The sequence below is a fragment of the Kitasatospora sp. NPDC022785 genome, from assembly GCF_055561295.1.
In genome coordinates this window covers 23830-49857 of sequence record NZ_JBVHHB010000007.1, presented here as the reverse complement: position 1 = coordinate 49857, position 26028 = coordinate 23830, and the positions used below count along the sequence as shown (strand labels likewise).

The 26028-nt window shown below is 72.8% G+C and carries 21 protein-coding genes and 1 tRNA gene; 11 read left to right on the top strand and 11 right to left on the bottom strand.

Annotated elements, in window-relative coordinates; all coding sequences use genetic code 11:
- Positions 1 to 66 precede the first annotated feature (66 nt).
- Positions 67 to 345: a hypothetical protein gene (locus ACZ3YO_RS13605; protein WP_465568896.1), complete on the bottom strand. Its 279-nt coding sequence runs from the start codon at positions 343 to 345 to the stop codon at positions 67 to 69.
- A 33-nt stretch (positions 346 to 378) separates the two neighbouring features.
- Positions 379 to 1539 carry a rhodanese-like domain-containing protein gene (locus ACZ3YO_RS13600; RefSeq protein WP_465568895.1) on the bottom strand — a complete coding sequence of 387 codons (1161 nt, stop codon included), beginning with the start codon at positions 1537 to 1539 and terminating at the stop codon, positions 379 to 381.
- A 319-nt stretch (positions 1540 to 1858) separates the two neighbouring features.
- On the opposite strand from ACZ3YO_RS13600, the gene ACZ3YO_RS13595 reads away from it, so the two are divergent.
- Positions 1859 to 4621 carry an ATP-binding SpoIIE family protein phosphatase gene (locus ACZ3YO_RS13595; protein ID WP_465568893.1) on the top strand — a complete coding sequence of 921 codons (2763 nt, stop codon included), beginning with the start codon at positions 1859 to 1861 and terminating at the stop codon, positions 4619 to 4621.
- 149 nt (positions 4622 to 4770) lie between these two features.
- On the opposite strand, the gene ACZ3YO_RS13590 is transcribed toward ACZ3YO_RS13595, so the two are convergent.
- Together ACZ3YO_RS13590 and ACZ3YO_RS13585 are read right to left on the bottom strand one after the other, a co-directional pair.
- Positions 4771 to 5547: a hypothetical protein gene (locus ACZ3YO_RS13590; RefSeq protein WP_465568891.1), complete on the bottom strand. Its 777-nt coding sequence runs from the start codon at positions 5545 to 5547 to the stop codon at positions 4771 to 4773.
- Between the two features lie 214 nt (positions 5548 to 5761).
- Positions 5762 to 7582, bottom strand: a complete 1821-nt coding sequence (locus ACZ3YO_RS13585) for a phosphatidylglycerol lysyltransferase domain-containing protein (protein WP_465568889.1) — start codon at positions 7580 to 7582, stop codon at positions 5762 to 5764.
- 338 nt (positions 7583 to 7920) lie between these two features.
- On the opposite strand from ACZ3YO_RS13585, the gene ACZ3YO_RS13580 reads away from it, so the two are divergent.
- Both ACZ3YO_RS13580 and ACZ3YO_RS13575 read left to right on the top strand, forming a co-directional pair.
- Positions 7921 to 8571 (top strand): response regulator, encoded by a 651-nt coding sequence (locus tag ACZ3YO_RS13580; RefSeq protein ID WP_465569295.1) that lies wholly within the window; start codon positions 7921 to 7923, stop codon positions 8569 to 8571.
- Positions 8568 to 9710 (top strand): sensor histidine kinase, encoded by a 1143-nt coding sequence (locus tag ACZ3YO_RS13575; protein ID WP_465568887.1) that lies wholly within the window; start codon positions 8568 to 8570, stop codon positions 9708 to 9710. The genes ACZ3YO_RS13580 and ACZ3YO_RS13575 overlap by 4 nt, the downstream gene beginning before the upstream one ends.
- A 111-nt stretch (positions 9711 to 9821) precedes the next feature.
- Here ACZ3YO_RS13575 and ACZ3YO_RS13570 read toward each other — a convergent pair.
- Positions 9822 to 9905, bottom strand: a tRNA-Leu gene (locus ACZ3YO_RS13570).
- 419 nt (positions 9906 to 10324) lie between these two features.
- Between ACZ3YO_RS13570 and ACZ3YO_RS13565 the strand changes: the two genes are divergently transcribed.
- The 6 genes from ACZ3YO_RS13565 to pknB all read left to right on the top strand — a co-directional run bounded on the left by ACZ3YO_RS13565 (position 10325) and on the right by pknB (position 18933).
- Positions 10325 to 11191 (top strand): FhaA domain-containing protein, encoded by an 867-nt coding sequence (locus ACZ3YO_RS13565; protein ID WP_465549153.1) that lies wholly within the window; start codon positions 10325 to 10327, stop codon positions 11189 to 11191.
- 46 nt (positions 11192 to 11237) lie between these two features.
- Positions 11238 to 11777: an FHA domain-containing protein FhaB/FipA gene (locus ACZ3YO_RS13560; RefSeq protein WP_396322966.1), complete on the top strand. Its 540-nt coding sequence runs from the start codon at positions 11238 to 11240 to the stop codon at positions 11775 to 11777.
- Between the two features lie 53 nt (positions 11778 to 11830).
- Positions 11831 to 13477 carry a PP2C family protein-serine/threonine phosphatase gene (locus tag ACZ3YO_RS13555; RefSeq protein WP_465568885.1) on the top strand — a complete coding sequence of 549 codons (1647 nt, stop codon included), beginning with the start codon at positions 11831 to 11833 and terminating at the stop codon, positions 13475 to 13477.
- Positions 13478 to 13618: 141 nt separating this feature from the next.
- Positions 13619 to 15088 carry an FtsW/RodA/SpoVE family cell cycle protein gene (locus ACZ3YO_RS13550; protein ID WP_396322968.1) on the top strand — a complete coding sequence of 490 codons (1470 nt, stop codon included), beginning with the start codon at positions 13619 to 13621 and terminating at the stop codon, positions 15086 to 15088.
- On the top strand, positions 15085 to 16539 hold the full coding sequence (locus tag ACZ3YO_RS13545) for a peptidoglycan D,D-transpeptidase FtsI family protein (RefSeq protein WP_465568883.1): 1455 nt from the start codon (positions 15085 to 15087) through the stop codon (positions 16537 to 16539). Before ACZ3YO_RS13550 ends, ACZ3YO_RS13545 begins: the two co-directional genes overlap by 4 nt.
- 261 nt (positions 16540 to 16800) lie before the next feature.
- Positions 16801 to 18933, top strand: coding sequence for a Stk1 family PASTA domain-containing Ser/Thr kinase (gene pknB / locus ACZ3YO_RS13540; RefSeq protein ID WP_465568881.1), 2133 nt, complete (start codon positions 16801 to 16803; stop codon positions 18931 to 18933).
- 94 nt (positions 18934 to 19027) lie between these two features.
- Here the strand turns inward: pknB and ACZ3YO_RS13535 are convergent, their stop codons facing one another.
- From ACZ3YO_RS13535 to ACZ3YO_RS13515, 5 genes are all read right to left on the bottom strand, one after another.
- Positions 19028 to 19873 (bottom strand): class E sortase, encoded by an 846-nt coding sequence (locus ACZ3YO_RS13535; RefSeq protein WP_465568879.1) that lies wholly within the window; start codon positions 19871 to 19873, stop codon positions 19028 to 19030.
- Positions 19874 to 19939: 66 nt separating this feature from the next.
- Entirely contained in the window at positions 19940 to 21190 is a 1251-nt protein-coding gene (locus ACZ3YO_RS13530; RefSeq protein ID WP_465568877.1) for a class E sortase, read from the bottom strand.
- A gap of 5 nt (positions 21191 to 21195) precedes the next feature.
- Positions 21196 to 21858, bottom strand: coding sequence for an aminodeoxychorismate/anthranilate synthase component II (locus ACZ3YO_RS13525; protein ID WP_465549166.1), 663 nt, complete (start codon positions 21856 to 21858; stop codon positions 21196 to 21198).
- Positions 21859 to 21912: 54 nt separating this feature from the next.
- Complete coding sequence (locus ACZ3YO_RS13520) at positions 21913 to 22089, bottom strand: hypothetical protein (RefSeq protein WP_465568876.1); 177 nt, start codon at positions 22087 to 22089, stop codon at positions 21913 to 21915.
- A gap of 185 nt (positions 22090 to 22274) precedes the next feature.
- Entirely contained in the window at positions 22275 to 23036 is a 762-nt protein-coding gene (locus tag ACZ3YO_RS13515; protein WP_465568874.1) for a DUF881 domain-containing protein, read from the bottom strand.
- A gap of 174 nt (positions 23037 to 23210) precedes the next feature.
- Between ACZ3YO_RS13515 and crgA the strand changes: the two genes are divergently transcribed.
- Positions 23211 to 23462 carry a cell division protein CrgA gene (gene crgA, locus ACZ3YO_RS13510; protein ID WP_209415492.1) on the top strand — a complete coding sequence of 84 codons (252 nt, stop codon included), beginning with the start codon at positions 23211 to 23213 and terminating at the stop codon, positions 23460 to 23462.
- A gap of 338 nt (positions 23463 to 23800) precedes the next feature.
- On the opposite strand, the gene ACZ3YO_RS13505 is transcribed toward crgA, so the two are convergent.
- Positions 23801 to 24706 carry a rhomboid family intramembrane serine protease gene (locus ACZ3YO_RS13505; RefSeq protein WP_465568873.1) on the bottom strand — a complete coding sequence of 302 codons (906 nt, stop codon included), beginning with the start codon at positions 24704 to 24706 and terminating at the stop codon, positions 23801 to 23803.
- A 365-nt stretch (positions 24707 to 25071) separates the two neighbouring features.
- Here ACZ3YO_RS13505 and ACZ3YO_RS13500 point away from each other — a divergent pair, with 365 nt between their 5' ends.
- Entirely contained in the window at positions 25072 to 25944 is an 873-nt protein-coding gene (locus ACZ3YO_RS13500; RefSeq protein WP_465568872.1) for a DUF5324 family protein, read from the top strand.
- Positions 25945 to 26028 lie beyond the last annotated feature (84 nt).

The window sequence follows — 26028 nt, the reverse complement described above, 5'->3', positions numbered from 1 at the left end:
CCCGGACGGGCGCCGCCGGTCCGTCCCGGCTCGGTCGCGCGCCCATCCTGCCCTACTCCCGTGGGCTCAGCGGAGCGTGTCCGGCGCGGGCGGCGGGGGGCCGGCGTCGCCGCGGTGCGCCCCGGACGCGTCGGCGATCGCCGACCGGCGCCTCCGGACCGCCCGCAGGGCGGTCATCGCGACGATCCAACCGAGCGCGGCGACCCCGACGGCGACCAGCGGTCGGCCCGTCGCGACGGTGACCTGAGCGACCACCTCGATGATCAACCCGAACACGACCACCAGCACCGGCCCGTGCCGGAGCCACCACCCGCCCTCCGCCGGCGCGACCGTCTCCGGTGGCATCTCCGGCTCCCCCCAGGCTTCCCCGATCGATCGCTACAGGACGTACGCGTCCTGGCCGTTGCTGCCCACCATCGGACGGCCGGCGCCCTCCCAGGCGTACATGCCGCCGTCCACGTTGACCGCGTCCCGGCCGTTCTGCACCAGGTACTGGACGACCTGTGCGGAGCGCCCGCCGACCCGGCAGAGCACGTACAGCTTCTCGTCCGGCAGCTCGCCGATCCGCGCGACCAGCTGTCCCATCGGGATGTGCAGCGCGCCGTCCACGTGTCCGGCGTCCCATTCGTCCTGCTCACGGACGTCCAGCAGAGCGGCGTCGGCGGGCACGGAGGCGGCGTCGGCGGTGGGGATCTGGGCGAACATCGTCTGACTCTCCTGGGGCTCGGTCCGGTCACCGCCATTGTCCCCCACCGGCCGGGCTCCGAGGAGCCGCTCCAGCTCGGCCTGCTGGGCGGCGGCCTTGGCGAGCAGCTGCTCGGCCAGCTCCTCCAGCAGCCCGTCCGGGTCCTGCGGGGCGAGGGCGAGCAGCTGGCCCATCGCGGTGTTCTCCAGCCGGACCTGCTCGGTGGCGGTCGCGGCGATCTTGGCGTTGAGCCACTCCAGCCGGCGGCGCAGCCAGCCGAGCCGGTCGGGCGAGTCGAGCGCGGGCGCCGCCTCGGGGGCGGTGGACCACTCGGCGGCCAGGCCCTCCAGTGCGACGCTGTCGCCGTACGCGTAGGCCTCGTTGACCCGGGCGATGAAGGCGGCCCGGCGCTCCTGCTCCGCCGGGTCGGTGGTCAGGTCGGGGTGGGCGCGGCGGACGAGGTCACGGTAGATCCGCTGGGCCTCCCGGCCGGGCCGCACCCGGGCCGGAGCGGCCGGCGGCGGGGCCGCGTCCTGCTCCCGCACACTGTCGAACAGCACGTCCAGGTCGGGGAGTTCGTCCACCCGCCGGCGCGCCTCGGCGGCCAGCCGGAGGTCCTCCGGGCGCCCGGTCCGGGCGGCCACCGTCTCGGCCACCAGCGCGTCCAGCTCGTCCAGCCGGGCGTAGAGCGGGCCGAGCAGCTGGTGGTGGATCAGGGCGAAGTTGTCGATCTCGACCCGCAGCGTCTGCATGTCGACGTCCATGGTGAGCCAGGCGAGTTCGGCGGCGGCGACCCGCTCCTCCAGCTCCTGCTGCTCCGGGTCCGTCCAGCGGACGGGGATCTGCGCGGTCACTTCTCGCCTCTGTCTCGTCCTGTCGCGGCCTGGACCGGTCCGGCCCGGCCGGCCCTGCGGGCGACCCTCCCGGTACGGCGTACCCGCGCCCCGGGCGGCCCGGCCGCCCACCCTACCCTCGCACGCGCTGCTCCGACCGGGTGGACAAGGAGTGCGGAGCGGCACACACCCAGTGACACGCAACTGATACTGATGAATCTCCCCGTTTCGCTATCGAGCCCGGCCCTGTCCATGCTTCGCTGGTATCCGCACAGCGTGCCTTCCCCCAGAGAGACGGCCGCCTCCAGGCGTGGCGGCCAGGCGGGAGCAGACCGAATCCATGGTGGACGAGCCCAACTCCACACCGCGCCCGGCGGCCACCGCCGCCGAGCCCGCGGCCGCGCCGGGTGACCAGCCGTCAGGCGTGGTCGCCCTGGTGCGGCTCGCCCTCGTGCTGGTCGACCGGTCGGGCCGGATCGCCCAGTGGAGCCGGGCCGCCGAGGAGCTCTTCGGGCACCGCGCCGAGGTCGTCCGCGACCGCCCGGCCACCGGGCTGCTGCCCGCCGTCGAGCCACGCGGCGTCCCCGGGCCCGCCGGCACCGCCCGCCGCCGCTGCGACGCACTGGACACCCTCGCCGCGCTGACCGCCGACGGCCGCCCGTGGGCCGGGCGGATGCCGGTCGTCGACCGCGAGGAGCACCTGCGCGACGTGCTCTGGTGGGCCTACCGGCCGGCCGGCCCGGGCAGCGGCCTGCTGGCCCTGGCCGCCGACGCCCGCCCGCTGCGCTCGGCCGGCCCGCGGCTGGCCCTCGGCGAGCGCCTGCTGCCGTTCGCCGCCGCGCCCGCCGCCCGCGGCGGCTTCCACCGCCTCTCCGCCGCGCTCGCCCCGCCCGGCCGCCCGGTGCCCGAACCGCTCGCCCGGATGCTGCCGGCCGGCCCCGCCGACCACCGGGAGCAGCTGCTCGACGGGCTGGGCCGGGCCGGGCTCCCCGCCCTGCGGCTCGACCCGGTCACCGTGCTGCCCGTGCTGCCCGCCGACCCGCCGGCCGGCACCGCGCACGCGGCCGCCGGAATCGGCCGCCGCTACCCGACGGCCCAGCAGCGCGCCGCCCGGCTCGGCCCACCGCCGCCGCCCGAACAGGGCGCTCCCGGTCGGCGCCCGCCCGGCCCGCTGCCCACCCAGCGTGAGACCGCCGAGCGGCCCGCCCGACCCGCCGGCGCCGTCGGCGGCGCGCCCGCCGCGGCCCCGTCCGTCCCGGCCCCGCCCAGAGGAGGCGCCACCATCGAGCAGGCCGCCGTCGAGTCGTCCGCCAACGGCCACCAGGCCCGTCGGGGCGACCAGGCCCCACCCGCGACCGTCCCCGCCCCCTCCGGTGCGGACGGCGGCGCTCCGCCCGGCGGGCGGCTCGGCCCGTTCCTCACCAACGGCCAGGCCGGTGAGCAGCTGGCGCTGCTGAACGAGGTCGGCGGCAAGGTCGGCACCACCCTGGACCTCGGCTTCACCGCGCACGAGCTCTGCCAGGTGCTCGTCCCCCGGGTCGCCGACTTCGCCTGCGTCGACCTGGTGGACGGCCTGATCTCCGACTCCGAGCTGCCCGAGGCCCGGCCGGACGACGACACGATGCTGCGCCGGGTCGCCCTGGTCTTCAACGAGTCCGCCGGCCAGTGGGACCACGTCCTCACCGAGGGCTCGCTGGTCGCGATGCCCCGCCACACCCCGCCCGGCATGGCCCTCCAGCTGAACCAGCCGGTCCTGGTCCCGGTGGTCAGCCAGGACGTCGCGGTCGACTACGCCGTCGCGCTCGGCGGCGCCCGGCTCGCCTCGGTGGTCTCCGGCCGCTCGATGCTGGTGGTGCCCCTCTCCGCCCGGGGCACCGTGCTCGGCATCCTCAAGCTGCTCCGGCTGCCCGACCGCGCCCCCTTCGACGAGGGCGACGCCGCCACCCTCAAGGAGCTGGCCGCCCGCGCCGCGCTCTCGCTGGACAACGCCCGGCTGCACCGCGCCGAGTCCAAGGTCGCCACCACCCTGCAACGGTCGATGATCCCGACCCGCCCGCCGCAGATCCCCGGCGTGCAGATCGCCCACCGCTACCTGCCGGGCGACTCCAAGGCCGAGGTCGGCGGGGACTGGTTCGACGCGATCCAGCTCCCCGGCAGCCGGGTCGCCCTGGTCGTCGGCGACGTGATGGGTCACGGCCTGCACTCCGCCGCCGCGATGGGCCGCTTCCGCACCGCCATGCAGACCCTCGCCGCCCTCGACCTGCCGCCCGGCCAGCTGCTGCGCCATCTGGACAACCTGGCCCACAAGCTCGGCGACGACCATCTCGCGACCTGTCTGTACGCGGTCTACGACCCGATCAACCGGACGTGCGAGCTGGCCAGCGCCGGCCACGTCCCCCCGGTACTGGTGCACCCGGACGGCCGCGGCGAGCTGCTGGAGATCCCGGCCGGCGCGCCGATCGGCGTCGGCGGGGTGCCCTTCGTCGCCAAGACCATCGAGGTCACCGACGGCTCGATGCTGGTGCTCTGCACCGACGGCCTGGTCGAGGTCCGGGGCGGGGACATAGGAGCCGGGCTGGCCGCGCTCTGCGGCAACCTGATCGACCCTCAGCAGAGCCCCGAGCAGGCCTGCGACGTGGTGCTGGAGCGGCTGCACTCGGACGACCGCAAGGACGACGTCGCCCTGCTGGTGGCCCGCTTCGACGGGGTCGCACCGACCGAGGTGGCCACCTGGGACCTCACCGTGGACCACCGCGAGGTCCGCCGGGCCCGCGCGCTCGTGCGCGAGCAGCTGGCCGGCTGGCACCTGGAGGCGCTCGCCGACACCACCGAGCTGCTGGTCAGCGAGCTGGTGACGAACGCCGTCCGGGTCGCCCGGGACCGCGTCCAGCTCCAGCTGATCCGGGTGGACAAGCTGCTGGTCGAGGTCAGCGACGACAACCACAACCTGCCGTCGCTGGAGCCGGCCGAGCAGCTCGGCGAGACCGGCCGCGGTCTCACCCTGGTCACCAAGCTGGCCGAGCGCTGGGGTACGGCCCGCAAGGCGGTCGGCAAGGTGGTCTGGTTCGAGCTGCCGCTGCCGCCGGCCCCGCCCGGCGGCTGACCGCCGTCACCGGGTGCGGGCTCCGGCCCGCCCCCGGGGGTACCGGGCGCCGTCGCGCGAGTCACCGCTCCGGGCCGGAGGGTGGGCCCGGCGGTCGGGCCGGCTCTCACCACCGGATCCGGGCGCCCCCAAAGAGGCGTGCGGGCGGGTTACGGCAGGGCCGCGCCTGCGGGCGTCCGCCGCCGGGCCTCCGCCGCCACCTCGATCGAGGCCGCCGCGGCCACGGAGGTCGCCGCCCCCACCCCGGCCAGGACCCGTGGCCAGAAGTCCCCGAAGACCTCCACCGAGACGGCGATCAGCAGCGCGCTGATCACTGCGACGACGTGCTCCAGGCCCGCCAGGTTCGGCAGGATGACCGCCTCGCCGACCATCAGCGCCGTCACCAGCCCGGCCGTGAACCACGCCCGGCAGCGGAACGCGATGCAGATCGCCAGAGCCACCACGGCCGCCGAGGGGCCGGTGTCGCGGACGTACGCCACCCACTTCGGGAAGCCGAACATGTGGTGCGGCCCGATCGCCACGCCCACTCGGGCGAACAGCGTCCCGGCCAGGGTGCAGGCGTAGGCCACCACCAGGGTCAGCCGCCGCCCGAGCACGATCTCGGCGATGCCGAAGACCACGAAGACCTGGGCCAGCGCTCCCCAGACCGGGAGGTCCAGCGCCGGCACGTACAGCGAGAGCGGCGTGCGCAGCAGCGAGACGTCCAGCGGCAGTGCCGCCTTCACCACCCCGATGTGGGTGACGAACCGCTCGCCGCCCGGCAGGTGCTGCACGACGCTGAACAGCAGGATCAGGGCGGTCGCCGAGGTGGCGAGCGGAACGGCGGCGAGTTTCTTCGCCACCAGCCGCTCACGGACCACCCCGAACAACGTTCCCCACTCGGCGACAGCGGCCGCACCGGCAATAGCCAGCGGCCCCTTCCGCACGCCCCCCGCGTGGGTCCTGTGAATCACAGCCGTCTCTCCAAATCCCCGAAGCCATCCCCGAAGCCGGAACGCCTTCCCGACCACTCCAACATTAGAAGCCGATTAATGAATCCACATCGGCATAAATGTTGATCGCCGTCATCCTCTGGGGGGAGACATAACCCCGAAGCACCCCCATTCGGACGACGGTCCCCTCCGCCCCCCGGCGGAGGGACTACCCCTTCCCATCCCGCGCCGCCACCGGCACCCGGGGAGCCGCGGTCACGGCTCCGGAGTGTCGACGACGGAACAGGGCGGGCAGGCTCGGTGCGGTGATGAAGCCCTCGGCCCGCGCGCTGGCGATACCGATCCGCGGAATCTCACTGCTCTTCTCGAACAGCAGGTAGCGCGGCTCCCAGATCGGCCGGTACTTGGCGTTGGCCCGGTACAGCGATTCGATCTGCCACCAGCGCGAGAAGAAGCCCAGGACCGAGCGCCAGAGCCGGAGGACCGGCCCCGCACCGAGCCGTGAACCACGCTCGAAAACGGAACGGAACATCGCGAAGTTCAACGACACCCGGGCCAGTCCGACCTCGTCCGCCCGCTGGAGAAGTTCGATCACCATGAACTCCATCAGGCCGTTCTCGGTGTCCCGGGCCCGGCGCATCAGATCCAGCGACAGTCCGTCCGCCCCCCACGGCACGAAGCTCAGCAGCGCCTTCAGCTCGCCGTCCCCGTCGTGGCACTCCAGCATCACGCAGCGCCCGTCGCCCGGGTCGCCGAGCCGGCCGAGCGCCATCGAGAAGCCGCGCTCGGTCGCCCCGTCGCGCCACTGGTCGGCCTTGGCCACCAGGTCGGCCATCTCCGACTCGGGAATGGACTCGTGGCGGCGGATCCGCACGGTGTAGCCGGCCCGCTTGACCCGGTTGTAGGCCTGGCGCACCACCCGCATCGCCCGGCCGTCCAGCGAGAACTCGTCCAGCTCGACGATCGCCTCGTCGCCCAGCTCCAGCGCGTCCAGCCCGTGCCGGGCGTAGATCACCCCGGCCTCCTCGGAGGCGCCCATCACGGCCGGCGCCCAGGCGTGCTCGCGGGCCTCGGCCAGCCACGCGTCGATCGCGCCGGGCCAGGCCTCCGGGTCCCCGATCGGGTCGCCCGAGGCGAGCGAGACACCACCGACAACCCGGTACGTCACGGCCGCCTTGCCGCTGGGGGAGAAGACCACGGCCTTGTCCCGGCGCAGCGCGAAGTAGCCCAGCGAGTCCCGCTCGCCCTGCTTGTCCAGCAGCCCGCGCAGCTTCGCCTCGTCCTCCTCGGTCAGCAGCTCCTTGTCCCTGGGGCTGCGGAACGCCACGTAGAGCACCAGCAGGAACAGCGCCCCGCCCATGAAGTTGATGACGGCGTCCACCCAGGTCGGCGAGTCGATCACCGAACGCAGGTGCTGGGTCGGCGTGATGGTGATCATCCGGCCGACCGAGTAACGGAAGAGGTCCCAGAAGCCGGCGCCCGTGAGGCCGTTGTTCAGCCAGACCAGCAGCGCCCCGACCAGGCCGCCGAAGACCAGGCCGCCGACGAAGGTCGCGGCCGCCGTCTTCGGGTTGGAACGGTCGCCCTTGGAGGTGAACTCCTTCCGCCCGACCAGCAGCGCCAGCACGAACAGGCAGGTCAGCATGGTGGAGATGTAGTTCAGCGCGTGGTGGTTGAACCGCTCGCCCGGGAGCACCATGGCGACCAGGTAGAGCACCGCGAAGAGCCCGGCCAGCGCCATGTTGAAGATCCACGCGGCCCGCTTGCGCCGCCGCATCGCGACCGCCAGGAACGCCGACAGCACCGCGCTGCTCAGGCCGGCCGTCATCAGGTAGGGAGTGAAGTACTCGCCCTCGTTGTGCTCGGTCACCTGGTCCTTGAACGGCACCAGCAGCACCGTCACCAGGTTCAGCAGAGCCAGCAGCCGCAGGTACCAGACGGTGGCCGCGGCGGCCCGCGGCCGCCAGCGCTCACTCAGGGCGGCGGACCTGGGCTCGGCGGACGGCTCCGGCTTCACAGTGGACGACACAGCTCAATTCCAAACGATCAGATGGTGGGGCGCATCCGCACACGGCCCGGCGCCGGGCGCCCGCACGGGCCCGACGGACTGACCGGCGGCCCGGGAACCGCGGCCGTGGAACCGCAAAGGGGCAGCCAACTCCATGGTTCCCCACCCAAGCTGAGAATTGCGTGAACCCGGTTGCCGATTCCGACCCCCGCCGAACGGCGGGGGTCCGCCCGCCGCGCGTTTCGGCACCCCGGGCCGTCACGCCCTAGTCTCGAACTGCTCAGGGAGACTGCACCGAACGGACCGGCCCGCCCGGCCGCCCGAACCGAGGAGGGACCATCACCACCACCCGCGTGCTGATCGTGGACGACGAGATCCTGGTCCGCTCCGGCCTCGGCCTCATCGTCGGTTCCGCGCCCGATCTGGAGGTGGTCGGCGACTGCTCCGGCGGCCAGGCCGAGCAGTGCGTCCAGCGCCTGCGACCGCACGTGGTACTGCTCGACATCCGGATGCCCGACCTGGACGGCATCTCGGTGCTGCGCCGGCTGCGCGCCCTGCCCGAGCCGCCGGCCGTGGCGATGCTCACCACCTTCGACAGCGACGAGTACATCGGTACCGCGCTGCGCGCCGGCGCGGCCGGGTTCCTCCTCAAGGACACCGCCCCGGACCAGCTCGTCCACGCCGTCCGGGTGCTCGCGGCCGGCGGCAACATCCTCTCCCCGACCGTGACCCGCACCGTGATCGGCGGCTACGTGGACGGCGGCGGCCCGGACGCCGAGGCCGCCACGCTGGCCCGTACCCTCACCAGCCGCGAGCTCGACGTGCTGGCACTGCTCGGCGAGGGCCTGTCCAACGCCGAGATCGCCGACCGCCTCTTCCTCGGCACCGGCACCGTGAAGGACCACATAAGCGCGATCCTCGGCAAGCTCGGCGCCGCCAACCGGGTCCAGGCCGCCGTCATCGCCCACCGGGCCGGTCTGGTCCGGCCCAAGCCCGGCGACGGGGCATGACCGCCGAGCCGGCCCCCGCCAGACGCACCCCGGCCTGGTTCACCGCACCCTGGCTGATGCTGCTGCTGCCCACCCTCTACTCCCTGGTGGACGCCGCGCTGGTGGCCCGGGACGCGCCCTGGTGGCAGGTGGCGCTCTCCACGCTCGCCGCCGTCGTCCTGCTCTGGCGCCGGCGCTTCCCGGTCACCGTGCTGCTGCTGACCATGCCCGGCAGCTACATCGACGACATCTGGCTCGCCCCGATCACCGCCGTCTACACGGTGGCCGCCGAGCGCTCCAGCCCGCGCGTGGTGGTGCCGTGCGCGACCCTCTTCGCCCTGGTCGAGTTCTTCCACTGGCCGATCTCCGAACAGAGCTTCGCCCTCAGCCGGGACACCGCGCTGTACGCCATCCAGTCCGTGATGCTGGCCGCCGGCCCGGCCGCCACCGGCATGCTCGCGCGGACCAGGCGGGAGCTGGCGACCCGGCTGGACGAGCTGACCCGGGGCCAGGAGCGGGAGAGCCGGCTGCTCGCCGAGCGGGTGCTGATCACCGAGCGCGGCCGCCTCGCCCGGGAGATGCACGACGTGGTCTCCCACCAGGTCAGCCTGATCAGCATCCAGGCCGGCGCACTCCAGGTCAGCACCGCCGACCCGGCCGCCGCGGCCACCGCCCGGACCATCCGGGAGCTCTCCGTGCGCACCCTCGACGAGCTGCGCCAGATGGTCGGGGTGCTGCGCGCCGCCGGCACGCGCGGGGACGCCCCGCTGGCCCCGCAGCCCCGGCTGGCCGACCTGACCCGCCTGATCGAGGAGAGCGGCCTGGCCGCCGAGGCCGAGCTGTCCCCCGGTGACCGACCGTGGCCGGAGGCGGTCGAACGGGCCGCCTACCGCACCGTGCAGGAGGCGCTCACCAACATCACCAAGTACGCCCCGGACGCCGCCGTGCACGTGAAGGTCCGGGCCCGCGGCCACCGGCTGCGGGTGGAGGTCCGCAACGACGCCCCGCCGGTCCGGCCCGCCGAGACCCTGCCCGGCGGCGGCCACGGCCTGGTCGGCCTGCGCGAGCGCGCCCAGCTGCTCGGCGGCACCCTGTCGGCCGGCCCGACCGCCGACGGCGGCTTCGAGGTCCGCGCCGACCTCCCCGCCGCCCGCGGGTGAAGCCACCGCCACCGGGGGCCGCACGGTGGCGGCCCGCTCGGGGCGGCCCGGGTGGGACTCTCCGGGGAACGAGAAAGCCCCGCAGATCCGAAGATCTGCGGGGCTTCGCTGTGCGCGAGGGGGGAGTTGAACCCCCACGCCCTTTCGGGCACTGGAACCTGAATCCAGCGCGTCTGCCTATTCCGCCACCCGCGCATGGGTGTTTGTCGTGGTTGCCAGCCGATCAGCCGACCCGCTCGGTACCATGTGGCCTTCGCGGTTCTTCGATCCGGCTCCCTTGCGGGCGCCCCTTCCGACGTGGAAAACAGTAGCACGACCTGCGGGTCACCTCCGAATCCGTTTCCCGGGGAGGCCGAGCGCATCCGAACGGATGCCCGGCGAACAGGCGAGCGAGGGATGGCAGCCCCCTCCGGCGGGTAGCCCTGGCATGCTGCCGCCGGGATGCGTCACCCTGTGTGTCCGATCCCACCTGCGGTCACCACTCGGTCGGGGAACCGTACGGATGGCCCCGGCGTGGATACGATCAGTACGGAAGTACCGCAAGTAGGCGTCACCGGCTCTCCCCCGGGATCCGGTCGGCAGGCAGGCGAACGAACCCTGGAAGGGGGTGCCCCATGGGAGTGCTGAAGAAGTTCGAGCAGCGACTTGAGGGTCTCGTCAACGGCACCTTCGCCAAGGTGTTCAAGTCCGAGGTCCAGCCCGTGGAGATCGCCGGCGCTCTGCAGCGTGAGTGCGACAACAACGCGAGCATCTGGAACCGCGACCGCACGGTCGTGCCCAACGACTTCATCGTCGAGCTGAGCCCGCACGACTTCGAGCGCCTGAGCCCCTACTCCGGCCAGCTGGGCACCGAGCTCGCCGGAATGGTCCGCGAGTACGCGGAGGCCCAGCGGTACTCCTTCATGGGCCCGCTCCAGGTGAACCTGGAGAAGGCCGACGACCTGGACACCGGTCTGTACCGGGTGCGCAGCCGCACGCTGGCCTCCGAGGAGCCGCAGCAGCAGGCCCCGGCGCAGCCCGCCCCGGGCGGCTACGGCCGCCCGCCGGCCGCCCCGGCCCCCGGCGCACCGTGGCAGCAGCAGGGCGCCGCCCAGTACGGTGCGCCCCCGCCGCCGGCCGCGCCCCCCGCCATGCCCCCGGGCCAGCCCGCTCCCGCCGGCGGCAACGTCCGCCCGTTCCCCGGTGCCGGCCACGGCACCTCGGTCCGCCGCTGGATCGAGGTGAACGGCGCCCGCCACCAGATCACCGGGAACGCCTGCGTGCTCGGCCGCTCCACCGAGGCCGACGTGCGGATCGACGACCCCGGGGTCTCCCGCAAGCACGCCGAGATCCGTCCCGGAACGCCCTCGATGGTGCTCGACCTGGGGTCCACCAACGGCATCGTGGTGGACGGACAGCACACCCAGCGCGCTACGCTCCGCGACGGCTCTCGAATCGTCGTGGGCTCCACCACCATCGTCTACCGACAGGTCGAAGGGTAGTGTCCGATTTGTTCGCTCGCTTCGCTCACTCACGGGCGGGCCGGCCATGTCAGAACTGACCCTCACGGTCATGCGGCTGGGCTTCCTCGCCGTACTGTGGCTGTTCGTCATCGTCGCGGTCCAGGTGATCCGCAGTGACCTGTTCGGGACGCGGGTGAACCCCCGTTCCTCCCGCCGTGGCGGCGCCGCCGCGGCGGCCGCTGCGCCGGCTCCCGCGCCCGGGCGCGCCCCACAGGGCCCGTCCGGCGCCCCCGCTGTCCAGCAGACCCAGGGCGGCGGGCGCCGCCGCGGTGCCCCGACCCAGCTGGTCGTGGTGGCGGGCTCGCTGGCCGGCACGACCGTTGCGCTGCAGGGCCAGACCATCACGCTGGGCCGCGCTCACGACTCCACCATCGTGCTGGACGACGACTACGCGTCCTCCCGGCATGCCAGGATCTATCCGGATCAGACTGGGCAGTGGACGGTCGAGGATCTAGGCTCCACCAACGGCACCTATCTGGACCGGCAGCGCCTGACGGCGCCGACGCCACTCCAGCCGGGCATGCCGATCCGTATCGGCAGGACCGTCATCGAACTGCGGAAGTAGTAGCGCATGAGGGACAGCATCCCGTCCATGACCCAGAGGGGGGCTCAGGTCGCATGACCCTGGTGCTGCGCTTCGCCGCCGGCTCCCACAAGGGGCTGATCCGGGAGGGTAACGAGGACTCCGGCTATGCCGGGCCACGGCTGCTGGCCGTGGCCGACGGCATGGGCGGCGCCGCGGCCGGCGAGGTCGCGTCCTCCGAGGTGCTCGGCTCGATCGTCCGGTTGGACGAGGACGTGCCCGGCGCCGACCTGCTGACCCTGCTCGGCGAAGCCGTCCAGGGTGCCAACGACCGCCTCCGGCAGATGGTCGAGGAGGACCCGCAGCTGGAGGGCATGGGCTGCACCCTCACCGCGATGCTCTGGACCGGGCAGCGGATGGGCCTGGTGCACGTCGGCGACTCGCGCGCCTACCTGCTGCGGGACGGCTCGCTGGTACAGATCACCCAGGACCACACCTGGGTGCAGCGGCTGGTCGACGAGGGCCGGATCACGCCCGAGGAGGCCGAGACCCACCCGCAGCGCTCGCTGCTGATGCGGGCGCTGGACGGCCGCGGCCAGGTCGAGCCCGACCTGTCGATCCGCGAGGTCCGGGCCGGCGACCGCTACCTGATCTGCTCCGACGGCCTCTCGGGCCCGGTCAGCCACCAGACCCTCCAGGACACCCTCGGGAGCTTCTACTCCCCCGAGCAGACCGTGCAGGAGCTGATCCAGCTCGCGCTGCGCGGCGGCGGTCCGGACAACATCACCTGCATCGTGGCGGACGTCATCGACGTCGGCGCCACGGACACCCTGAGCGGCCAGTTCAACGACGTCCCGGTGGTCGTCGGCGCGGTCGCCGAGACCCCGCCGTCCTCGGCCGCCGCCGACCAGTCGATCCGGGACACCCCGGCCGGCCGGGCGGCCGGCCTCGGGCGCTCCCCGCAGGGCGCCTTCGGCCCCGCCGAGGGCTACGACGCCGGCTACGGCGCCGCCCCGGCCGGCTTCGGCCCGGCCGAGGGCTACGACGCGGGCGAGCCGCCGGTCTACGGCACCGAGGAGTTCGACGAGGAGCAGCCGAAGCGCAAGGGCAAGGCGCTCAAGCTCTCGCTGGTCGCGCTGGTCACCCTGGGCCTGCTCGGCGGCGCCGGCTTCTTCGGCTACCAGTGGACCCAGGACCAGTACTACGTCGGCGCGGACGGCGACCACGTCGCCGTATACCAGGGCCTCAACCAGAGCCTGGCCGGCCTGAGCCTGTCCTCGGTGCACACCTCGTACAAGGACGTCGAACTCAAGTACCTGCCGCAGGACCAGCGCACCCTCGTCGCCAACACCATCTCCGCCAGCAGCCTCGGCGACGCCGGCGACAAGGTGAAGAAGCTGAGCGAGCAGGCCGCGTTCTGCCACCGGGTCGCGGAGACCCGGGCCAACGCCGCCAACCAGCCGGCGGGCACCCCCGCCGCCGGGCAGCCGGGCACCGCGCCCGCCGCGGCGGTGTCGCACGTCGGGTTCGTGACGGCCACCTCGCCCAGCCCGGCGGCGACCAACCGGGGCCCGGCGGCGGTCGCGCCCAGCGCAGCCCCCACCACCCCGACCCCGACCCAGACCCCGAGTACGGCGGCTCCCAGCCAGAGCGCCGCCGCCCCGGCCACCGGGCCGCAGAACGACCTGCCCGGCTTCAGCGACGAGGAGCGGCAGAAGGCCGACTCCTGCCCGAAGCCGTGACGGCCGCGACCCGACATAGGCCCGCCCGGAGCGGGCCTGCCGGCCGTCAGGGAGCGGCCACGAAGTGAGACAGCGAAGCGAGCGAACCGTCGAAGGGCCTGTGCGGGCGACTGCCCCTGCCGAGCGGAGCGAGGTGGGAGCATGAGTACGTCTGATGTGAGCAACGGCGCGAACAGCCGGGCCGGGAACGTGCCGGCCGACCGCGCCTCCTCCCGGCGCCGGGGCAACACCACCATCTCCCCCCAGGGCACGCCCAACCGGCGCAACACCGAGCTGGCGATGCTGGCCTTCGCGGTGGTGCTGCCGGTCCTGGCGTACGCCAACGTGGGCCTGGCGATGGACGACTCGCTGCCCGCCGGCATGCTCGGCTACGGCCTCGGCATGGGCGCGCTCGCGCTGATCGCGCACCTGCTGATGCGCCGCTTCGCGCCGTACGCGGACCCGCTGATGCTGCCGATCGCCACCCTGCTCAACGGGCTCGGCGTGGTGATGATCTGGCGGCTCGACAAGGCCGGGAAGCTGCTGCACAACAACTACCCCGCGGCCGCCAACCAGCTGATGTGGTCGGGCCTCGGGGTCGCGTTCTTCATCTTCGTGATGATCTTCCTGAAGGACCACCGGGTCCTCCAGCGCTACACCTACATCTCGATGGCGGCGGCCCTGGTGCTGCTCGCGGCGCCGGCCTTCTTCCCGGCCCGCAAGGAGGACTTCGGCGCCAAGATCTGGATCCGGATGGGCGCCTTCTCGATCCAGCCCGGCGAGTTCGCCAAGATCATCCTGACCGTCTTCTTCGCCGGCTACCTGATGGTGAAGCGGGACGCCCTGGCGCTGGCCAGCCGGCGGTTCATGGGCCTCTACCTGCCGCGCGGCCGCGACCTCGGACCGATCATCGTGATCTGGCTGCTCAGCCTGCTGATCCTGATCTTCGAGAACGACCTCGGCTCGTCCTTCCTGTACTTCGGCCTCTTCGTGGTGATGCTCTACGTCGCCACGGAGCGCACCAGCTGGATCGTCTTCGGCCTGCTGATGTCCGTCGGCGGCGCCGTCGCGGTGGCCTCCACCGCGAGCCACGTCAAGGTCCGCATCGACGCCTGGCTCGACCCGATGGCCGCCTTCGGGCCCAAACCGCCACCGGGCTCGACCGAACAGATCGGCCAGTCGCTGATGGCACTGGGCTCCGGCGGGGTCACCGGCTCCGGCCTCGGCCAGGGTCGCTCCTGGCTGATCGACTTCGCCGCCAAGAGCGACTTCATCCTCGGCTCGTTCGGCGAGGAGCTCGGGCTCACCGGCCTGATGGCGATCTTCATGCTCTACGCCCTGCTGGTCCAGCGCGGCCTGCGCACCGCGGTCGCCGCCCGTGACCCGTTCGGCAAGCTGTTCGCCGTCGGCCTCTCCTCGGCCATGGCGCTCCAGGTCTTCGTGGTGGCCGGCGGCGTCACCGGCCTGATCCCGCTGACCGGTATGACCATGCCGTTCCTCGCCCAGGGCGGGTCCTCGGTGGTCGCCAACTGGGCCCTGGTCGCGATCCTGCTGAAGATCAGCGACAGCGCCCGCCGCCCCGGGGCGGAACCGGCCCCGGCCACCGAGACCCAGGGGGGAACCGCCTCGTGAACAAGCCGATCCGCCGGGTCTCGATCTTCTGCCTCGTCCTGATCCTGGCCCTGATGGTGCGCACCAACTGGGTGCAGGGGGTCCAGGCCGACGCCTGGGCCACCAACAAGAACAACAAGCGCCAGGTCTACGACCGGTACGCACACCCGCGCGGCAACATCGTCGTCGGCGGGCAGCCGGTCACCCAGTCCGACTTCGTGAACGGCCTGCGCTTCAAGTACAAGCGCTCCTACACGGACGGGCAGCTCTACGCCCCGGTCACCGGTTACACCTCGGCGTTCCAGAACACCGGTCTCGAGGGCCTGGAGGACGACTTCCTCTCCGGCACCGACGACCGGCTGTTCTTCCGCAACACCCTGGACATGCTGACCGGGGAGCAGAAGAAGGGCGGCGACGTCCTCACGACGATCAACGCCAAGGCCCAGAAGGCCGCCTTCGACGGCCTCGCCGGCAAGAAGGGCGCGGTGGCGGCGATCGACCCGCGCACCGGGGCGATCCTGGCGCTGGTCTCCACCCCGTCCTACGACCCCAGCACCTTCGCCGGCTTCGAGTCGTCCGACTCCAAGGCCTACAACGACCTGCTCAACGACCCGAACAAGCCGCTTCTCAACCGCGCGCTGCGCGAGACGTACCCGCCCGGTTCGACGTTCAAGCTGGTCACCGCGGCGGCGGCGTTCGAGAACGGCGTGTTCCAGGGCATCGACGACCAGACCCAGACCCCGAAGCCGTACGTCCTGCCGGGCACCAAGACCGAGCTCAAGAACGAGAGCGACAACGAGCCCTGCGAGAACGCCACGCTCAAGGTCGCCATGGACTGGTCCTGCAACACCGTCTACGGGAAGATCGGCGCCGAGCTCGGCAAGGAGAAGATGCGGGCCCAGGCCGAGAAGTTCGGCTTCAACAGCACGGTGGACACCCCGGTCCGCTCCGAGAAGAGCGTCTTCCCGACCGACTCCACCCCGGACGGGGTCGCGCTGGACTCGATCGGCCAGCACGACACCCGGGCCACCCCGCTGCAGATGGCCATGGTCTCCGCCGCGATCGCCAACAACGGCTCGCTGATGCAGCCGTACCTGATCGACCAGGAGCGCTCGGCCTCGCTGACCACCATCTCCAAGCACACCGAGAAGCAGTTCTCCCAGGCGATGAGCCCCGCCACCGCGCAGAAGCTGCAGGACATGATGGTCTCGGTGGTCGAGAACGGCACCGGCAAGAACGCCAGGATCCCGGGCCTGACCGTGGGCGGCAAGACCGGTACCGCGCAGCACGGCGAGGACAACGCCGGCCTGCCGTTCGCCTGGTTCACCTCGTACGCCAAGACCGCCGACGGCCAGTCCGTCGCGGTGGCGGTCGTGGTCGAGGACGGCTCCAACAACCGTGACGGCATCAGCGGCGGCCGGCTGGCCGCGCCCATCGCCAAGGCGGTCATGCAGGCCGCCCTCGGCAAGTAGGGGGCGGCGTCACGGGTGAGTGGAATGTCACGATCGGCACCCCCGTCCGGATACCGGTCTGGTATCGGCCGACGGGCGGCTCCGGTCCGGCGCCGTGCGACCGGTAGCGTATCCGCAAGCAGCGGGTGTGCCCGTTGCCGCCCGCGAGGCGTCACAGGGTCCTGATCGCAGAACCACCCGGGGCCGGGCCGGCGTCACTCAGAGCGTGCGGGGACACCTACGTCACAACCTCACCGGCGGGTGAGGGAGAGGGTCGGAACTATGGAAGAGCCTCGTCGCCTAGGCGGCAGGTACGAGCTCGGCGGCGTCCTCGGACGCGGCGGCATGGCCGAGGTGTACCTCGCCCATGACTCCCGGCTCGGCCGTTCCGTCGCAGTGAAGACGCTCCGGGCCGACATGGCCCGCGATCCGTCCTTCCAGGCCCGCTTCCGTCGTGAGGCACAGTCCGCGGCGTCGCTGAACCACCCCGCCATCGTCGCCGTGTACGACACCGGCGAGGACTACATCGACGGCATCTCCATCCCGTACATCGTGATGGAGTACGTCGAGGGGTCCACCCTGCGCGAGCTGCTGCACTCCGGCCGCCGGCTGCTGCCGGAGCGTGCGCTGGAGATGACCATCGGCATCCTCCAGGCCCTGGAGTACTCGCACCGGGCCGGCATCGTGCACCGCGACATCAAGCCCGCCAACGTCATGCTGACCCGGCAGGGCAACGTCAAGGTCATGGACTTCGGCATCGCGCGGGCGATGGGCGACGCCGGGATGACGATGACGCAGACCTCCGCCGTCATCGGCACCGCCCAGTACCTCTCCCCCGAGCAGGCCAAGGGCGAGCAGGTCGACGCCCGCTCCGACCTCTACTCCACCGGCTGCCTGCTGTACGAGCTGCTGACCGTGCGTCCGCCGTTCGTCGGCGACTCGCCGGTCGCGGTGGCGTACCAGCACGTCCGGGAGGAGGCGCAGCCGCCGTCCGTCTTCGACTCCGAGGTGCGCCCCGAGATCGACGCGATCGTGCTGAAGGCGCTCGCCAAGGACCGCGACTACCGGTACCAGAGCGCCGACGAGATGCGCGACGACATCGAGCGCTTCCTCGACGGCCTGCCGGTGGCCGCCGCCCAGCAGGCCGCCGCGTACGGCATGGGCGCCGGCGGGTACGGCTACGACCAGAACGGCTACCCGCAGCAGCACGACCCGTACGGCCAGACCAACGTGCTGCCGCAGCAGCCCGGCGGGCCCACCACGGTGCTTCCGCAGGCCGGCGGCCAGCCCGGTTACGGCCAGCAGCCCGGTTACCCGGACGACGGCTACGGCCAGACCTACGCGGGCGGCCCGGGCGGCGGCAACGACGGCTACGACGACGGCCACCGCGGCGGCCGTCGCGGCGAGGAGCCCCCGAAGAAGAGCAACACGTCCTGGATCGTGCTGGCGGTCGCCGCCGTGCTGGTCCTGGTCGGCACCTTCTTCGTCGCCCAGGCGATGTTCAACAACAAGAAGGACACCCCCAAGGAGGCGCCCAAGATCGCGGCGCCGAACCTGGTGGGCAAGAGCCTGGCCGAGGCCAGGACCGTGGCCCAGCAGGCCGGTCCCAAGCTGGTGGTGACCGAGGGCGAGAAGATCGCCTGCCCGGACTCCACCATCAAGAAGGACCAGATCTGCACCCAGACCCCCGCGGCCCCCACCCAGGTCGCCGAGACCGCCACGATCACGGTGCAGCTCTCCTCCGGCCCGGCCAAGGCGAACGTGCCGAGCGTGGTCGGCAAGACGAAGGACCAGGCCACCAAGGCGCTCGCCGACGCCGGCTTCACCAACGTCACCACCGAGTACAAGGACGACGACACCGCTCCCCAGGAGACGGTCACCGCCCAGGACCCGGCGGGCAACGCGCCCGGTGACCCGACCGCCCCGGTCAAGCTCACCGTCTCGCAGGGCAAGACCAAGGTCACCGTCCCCGGCGTGGTCGGCCAGCAGAAGGAGGCCGCGCAGACCGCGCTGGAAAGCGCCGGCTTCCAGGTCGACGCCTCGAAGACCACGCCGACCAACGACCCGACCAAGGTCAACACCGTCGCCTCGCAGTCGGTCCCGCCGAACAGCAAGGCCCCGGCCAACTCGAAGATCGTCCTGACCATCTACAAGGCGCCGGACAAGGCCACCGTCCCGCCGCTGCAGAACGTCCTGGTCAAGGACGCCATCAAGCAGCTGCAGCAGGCCGGGCTGGGCTACACGCTGCTCGGCTCGCAGGACCCGAACGGCATGGTCACGGGTTCCATGCCGGCCGCGGGCACCCAGGTGGATCCGAACACGTCGATCACCCTGGTGGTGAAGCCGCCGGAGCCGACCAAAGGGGGCGACTCCCCCAACCCCTCACCCTCCAACACCAAAGGGGGCACCCCCTAGCCGCCCGTTCCCCTGGTTCTGAGGCCGGAACCGCCCGAGGGCCCGTCGCAACCTCTGCGACGGGCCCTCGGGCGTCTCCGGCCCTGCGGCGCGGTCAGTGGCGCAGCTCCGGCGGCGGAGTGCGCTCGGCGTCCATGTCGTCCGCCCGGACCAGGCTGCCCCAGACCGCCATCCGGTAGCGCGAGGTGTAGACCGGGGTGCAGGTGGTCAGCGTGATGTAGCGGCCCGGGCCCTGGTAGCCGGAGCCCTTGGGGACGGGCGCCACGATGCCGGTGTCGTACTTGGAGGTCTCCGGCAGGGTGTTGTCCACCTTGTAGACGTACCACTTGTCCTTGGTCTCGACCACGATCGCGTCGCCCTTGTGGACGGCGTCGAGGTCGTGGAACTTCGCCCCGTGGCCGTCCCGGTGCGCGGCCAGCGCGAAGTTGCCGGTCTCGTCCCAGGGCATCGCCGCCCGGTACGGCTGCTCGTACACCCCGGCGACGCCCTCGGCCAGGGTGGCGGTGTCGGTGCCCATCCGGATCAGCACCTGGAAGTCCTTGCCCATCGCCGGGACGTACAGGAATCCGACCCCGTCACCCGCGCCGTAGGCCGGGCCGGGCGCGGCGGGAGCGCCGCTCGCGGCGGGAGCACCGCTCTCGGCAGGAGCACCGGGGGCGGTCGTCGCGCCGGGGGCGGCCGGGGGAGTGGTGGCCGGGGCGGCCGCCCAGGAGCTGCGCAGCTTGTCGGAGGCCCGGTCCGCCGAGGCGTCGGCCTGCACGTTGGTCCACCAGAGCGAGTACGCGACGAAGAGGCCGAGCACGAGGCCCAGGGTGATCAGCAGCTCGCCGAAGACGCCGAGGGCGGCCAGCGCACGGCTACGACCCCTGCCGGCCGGCGGGGGCGGGGGTGGCGGGAAGGCCTCCTCGGCCGCCGGTTGCGCCGTCGCGTCCTGGGTCACTGTGCTCCCCCTCGTACCTGTCCACGGGTGCGGCGGCGGTCCGCCGCACCCCTGCTGCCTCGGGCCCTAGCCGACCGTGAGTCCCGGCGGCTTGCCCTGGCTCCGCGGCCGTTCCTCGATCATCTTGCCAAAGACGATCAGGCGCGCCTTGGAACTGAACTCCGGGGTGCAGGTGGTCAGGGTGATGTACCGACCGGCCTGGCCGTACCCGGAGCCGTTGGGCACCGGCTTGATCACACTCACGTTGGACGGCGGGGTCTCCGGGATGCCGCCGGTGACCTCGTACGTGTAGTACGCGGTCGCGGTCTCCACCACGATCTTGTCGCCCTTGGTGAGCTGGTTGATGTGCCGGAACGGCTCACCGTGGGTGTTGCGGTGCGCGGCCAGCGCGAAGTTGCCGGTCTTGTCGGCCGGCATCCCGGTGCCCGTGTAGTGGCCGACCAGGCCCTTGTCGAGCACCGCCGGCTTGGAGGTGCCCTCGGCGATCGGGAACTTCAGGCCCAGCTTCGGCAGGTGGATGATCGCGAAGCCCTTGCCGGGCTCGAAGGTCTCAGGCTTGGCCGGATCCGGCGCCGGCGGCCCGGACGCACCGGGCGCCGGCTGGGCGGCGCCGAACTGCTGCTCCAGCTGGTTGCGGGCGCCGTCGGCGGCCGCGTCCGCCTGCACGTTGGTCCACCAGAGCTGGTAGGAGACGAACAGCAGCATCACCAGGCCGAGCGTGATGCAGAGCTCGCCGACGAACCGGGCGGCCACCACGGCCACCGACTCCTTGGGCCGCGCGGGCCCTCCGGCCGCGGCCCGGCCGCTCGCCCGGCGGCGCCCGCCGCCCGAGCGCACCGACATCCGGCCCTGCGCGGCCCGGCGCCGTTCCGCCCGGCCGCCGACCGGCGGCGCGTCCGCACCGACGGCGGCCGGCAGGAGGCGCAGCTGAAGGGTCTGGTCGGCCAGCCAGGGGTACTCGGGCTGGTCCGGGACACCGGGGCCCCCGGCGCCGCCAGGGCCGTCAGGGGCGCCTGAGCCGCCCTGCCGGGGCCCGTGGGGCTGCCGGGGAGGTTCGGCCTGCTCGTAGACGCCCCAGGCGTCCTCGGCCCCGCCCTGCGCCGGGTGGCCCGGCCGGCCGGGGACGGCCCCGCCCTGCGGGAACTGCTGCGCCTGGTACGGGTCGTACTGGCCGTTCTGGCCACTCCGGCCGTACCGCTCGGTCTGACCGTACTGGCCGCTCTGGCCGTTCTGCGGGCCCTGGCCGTAGCCGTACCGGTCGCCCTCGTGCGGGCCGGACCCCGACTGGTAACGCCCCTCCGGACGCACCGCGGTCACGCGGCTCAGCCCCGGCCGATCACCGGGGCGAGCCCGGCCGAACGGCCGACGGCCAGCGGATCGCCGCACTCGGCCAGCCAGTTGGCGAGCATCCGGTGCCCGCCCTCGGTGAGCACCGACTCCGGGTGGAACTGCACGCCCTCGACCGGCAGCTCGCGGTGGCGCAGCCCCATGATCACGCCGCTCTCGGTCCGGGCGGTGACCACCAGCTCGTCCGGCACGGTGGCGGGCTCGACCGCCAGCGAGTGGTAGCGGGTCGCGGTGAGCGGCGAGGCCAGGCCCTCGAAGACCCCGCCGTCCTCGTGCTCGACCAGCGAGGTCTTGCCGTGCAGCAGCTCGGGCGCCCGGCCGACCACCGCGCCGTACGCGACCGCGATCGACTGCAGACCGAGACAGACGCCGAAGACCGGCAGCCCGATCGCCGCGCAGTGGTGGACCATCTCGATGCAGACCCCGGCCTCCTCCGGCGCACCGGGCCCGGGGGAGAGCAGCACCCCGTCGAAGCCCGTCGCCCCGTCACGGCGCACCGCGTGCTCGACCGTCACCTCGTCGTTGCGCACCACCTCGCAGGTGGCGCCGAGCTGGTAGAGGTACTGGACCAGGTTGAAGACGAAGCTGTCGTAGTTGTCGACGACCAGGATGCGGGGCGGGGTCGGCTGGGTGGTCATTCGCGCGCTATCTCCGTGGGATGCGGGGGCTGGGAGGAGGAGCAGGGCCGCCGGTCAGCCGGCGGCGCCGTCGCCGCCGTCCACTGTGACGTCACCGAAGGGGAGCAGCGGTTCCGCCCACGGGAAGACGTACGTGAAGAGGAGGTAGACCAGCCCCACGACGAGGAGCAGCGAGATGAAGGCCCGGACCAGGGAGTTCCCCGGGAGGTGACGCCAGATCCAGCCGTACATGGTGCTCCCTCGACGTAACAGACTGGGGACAAGAGTAGACCCGTGATCCGCGGCCGCGGGGCGGGCTTCCCACAGTGGCACCGGCCCGTCGCCGCCCGGCCGTTGCCGCCCGCCGCCGGCCCCGCCCGCGACGGCGCGACCACCGCCGGCCGCCCGCTCCCGGCGGCCCGCCGCAGGCCGCCCCGCTACTGGCCGGTCGCCGAACGCAGGTCGGCGGTGCCGGAGTAGCCCGGCACGGTGAGGTCGCCGCTCTCCTGGACCTTCCAGCCCAGCCCGTAAGCCTGCACGTACTGCAGGTAGTTGCGGATGGTCGGGTCCGTCTCCACCGCCGTCCGCAGCCCGTCGGTCTTCCCGACCGCCTTGACCACGTAGGGCGGCGAGTAGACCCGTCCTTGCAGCAGCAGGGTGTTGCCGACGCAGCGGACGGCGCTGGTGGAGATCAGCCGCTGGTCCATCACCTGCACGCCCTCCGCGCCGCCGCGCCAGAGCGCGTTGACCACCGCCTGGATGTCCTGCTGGTGGATGACCAGGTCGTTGACGCCGGGCTCGGGTACCCCGGGGATGCGCGCGGTGGCGTTGGGCGGGGCGTCGTTGAGGGTGACGGTCAGGCCGGGCCCCTGCAACGGCTCCAGCGCGGCGCCCTGCCGGAGCGCGTCCTGCCGGGAGACCTCGGCCGGACTGCCGCCCTGCTGCTCGGTGAGCTCCTGCGAGCGGGCCTGGAGGTCGGCGAGCTGCGCCTGCGACTGCTGGTTCTGCGCGCTGCGCTGGCGTATCACGTCGCTGAGGCTGAGCAGCGAGTTGTCGGTGCGCAGGTCGGTCCCGCGGGCGGTCTGCGCGCTGATGTAGAAGAGCAGCCCGGCGAGCGCGAAAACCGCGCAGGTCAGGGCACGGCCGACAATTCGGGTGCCGGAGGCGCGGGTACGGCCCGGCCGAGGGGGAATCGACAAATTAGTCACCGTACCCTTATCTCCTTCGGACCCGCCGAACCACTACGCTAACGGACGCCGGTGGCACGTGCGGGGGCGGTCCCCATAGCGTTCTCCACAACCGCCACTGCCGGCCGCCCGACCCCCCGGTGAACCCCTGCGCGGTCTCACAGCGCATCGACAGGAGAGCTCCTCGTGCCGAAGTCTCGACTCCGCAAGAAGTCCGATTACACGCCGCCGACCACGGCCGCCGCGGTGAAGATCAGCACGGGCCGCAGCTGGGTGGCCCCCTTGATGCTGGCCCTGTTCCTGGTCGGACTGGTGTGGATCGTCACCTACTACGTGACCAGTGGCAGCTGGCCGGTCGAGAGCTGGCACAACTGGAACATCCTGGTGGGCTTCGGCTTCATCGCGGCGGGGTTCGGCGTCTCCACCCAGTGGAAGTGACGCCGGGGCTCCAGCCCTGAGCGCATTCCGCCGTCCCGGGCGAGTTCCGCCCGGGACGGCGCTGTGGCGCGCCCGGACGCGGTGGTGCGGATCGGCTCCGTGGAGTTCGCCGTCGGTTATCCCGCTTATCGCGCTTATCCACATGGTTATCCACACTGGGGAAAAGTCCCCACCGCCTGTGGATAACTCACGCCCGGCGCGCTTTCCACGCCCCCGCACGCCATCCCCCGAATGCCGAACAGCCGCAGCGGGACACGCGTAGAACAGGGGTCCACAGGGCGGTAGCCCAACTGGCTGTGCACTACTCCCCACCCGCTGTGGACAAACGTCCGGATGCGTCACCCGCCGTAGCGGGCCATCCCGACCAGGACCATCAGCAGGACCAGGCCCGCCACCGCGACCACCGTCAGCGTCTGGACCGGCACCCGGCGCTCCCGGGGGGCGTACATCAGCCCGATCGCGGTCAGCGTCCCGGCGACCAGCCCGCCGATGTGCGCGCGCCAGTCGATGCCGGTCACCGAGAAGGTGACGATCAGGTTGAAGACCAGCAGCGCGACCACGGGGCCGAGCGGCGCCCTGACCCGCTTGTACATCACCACGGTGGCGCCGAGCAGGCCGAAGATGGCGCCGGAGGCCCCCAGCGAGTTCATGAAGCCGCCGGCCAGCAGGAAGGCGAAGGCGCTGCCGGCCAGACCGGAGAGCAGGTAGACGGCCAGGAAGCGGAGCCGGCCGAGCGCCATCTCCAACGTCGGGCCGATCACCCACAGCATCACCATGTTGGTGGCGATGTGCCAGGGCTCGATGTGGAGGAAGGTCGCGGTCAGCAGTCGGTACCACTGGTCCGGCCCGGCCGCGACGCCGTACGGGAAGCCGGTGATCTGCGGGCCCACGCTGAACAGCGAGAGGTCCTCGGACAGCCACGGCTCGAGCACGTAGGCCGCGAGGACGAAGACCACCAGGTTGATCCCGACCAGGGCCTTGGTGACCAGCGCACCGTCCGCGGTCAGCTGCCCGCCGAACCGGGTCGTCGCCTGCCGCACCTCCCGCTGGGCGCCGTGGACGCACTCCGGGCAGTGGAAGCCGACCGATGCGTTCACCATGCACTGCGGGCAGATCGGCCGGCCGCACCGGGAACAGCCGATCCCGGTCTCCTGCTCGGGGTGCCGGTAGCAGCGCGCCGGGCCGGCCCCGCCCTCGGGCCCCGGGGTCCGGTCCGTCGGCGGCCTGGGCTCGTCCGGGAGCATCAGCGGTTTCCCCTTCTCGCACGCCTGCTACACGATCCCGGCGACGCCCCGCCGAACGGGGTACCACCGGGATCGCCAGCGTACTGCGGCGCGCCCGGCCGCGGGCGGTCCCCGGCACCTCCCCGCTCGTCCGCTCCCCGCCTCCCCGCTCGCCGTCTCCCCCGCACCGTCCACGGCCTCGTACGGCCCGCTCCGGTGCCCGCCCCCTCCACCCCGTCTCCCCCGCCTCCCCCGCCTCCCCGGCCTCCTTCGCTCCGCCGGCCCCGCGTACGGCCCATCCCGGAATGCTGAGGGACAAATAAGCATGCATGATCAGCATTCAGGTGGATATGTGCATAAAGGACGCCACCCAGGAGGAGAGACTCGTGACCCGTTTGGACTCAGCTCGTGAGACGGCCGGCAAGACCCGGGACACCCTCGCGCCCTACGCCGCCACCGCCAAGGAAACCGCGGTGAACCTCGCGGACGGCGCCAAGCAGCGCCTGGGGCCCGCCCTGGACTCGATCGGGCCGAAGGCCGCCCACGCCGCCCACCATGCCCGCGTCCAGTACGACAAGCGCATCGCCACGCAGCTCGGCCACGCCTTCGCCAGCCTGCCGCCCGAGGCCCAGCAGAACGCGCTCAAGGCCCTGCACCGCGCGCAGGAGGCCGCGCTGGCCGCCCGGCTCTCCGCGGCCCACGCGGCCGACCACGCCCGGACCACCGTCGGCCCGAGGGTCGCCCACGTGGTCGACGGGGCCCGCGCCACCGTCGTCCCGGTCGCGCAGGAGGCCCACACCCGCGGCGCCGCCGCGCTGACCGCCCTGCACGGCCACGTCACGTCCGCCGAGATCAGCGACCTGGCCGCCCGGAACCTCAAGAAGGAGCACCGCAACGGCTGGGCCACCGGCCTGGCGGTGGCCGGCGCCGTGGCGATCGGCAGCGGCATCGTGGCCTGGCAGTGGTGGCGCCACCACAGCAACCCCGAGTGGCTGGTCGAGCCACCGGCCACCGGCTCCGCCACCGCGCCCCAGCACTCCGGCGCCCACGCCGCCAGCAGTGCCGGCAGCAACGCCACCGGCGGGGCCGACACCCTGGTGAACGGCTCCACGGCCGGGCCGGCCTCCGGCGGCACCTCCGACGCCGCCACGGCCCGTGACGAGGCCGGCACCGGCGCCCCCGAGCCCGGCCCGACGCCCGGCAAGCCCGGCCCCGGCGACGACCACCCGAAGCCGCACGACCCGCGCAAGCCGCACTGACCGGCGGCCGTGACCGCCCGCCCCCGCCAACGCCGATCGGCCGCTGACCCGGATTCAGGTCAGCGGCCGATCGGCTTTTCCACT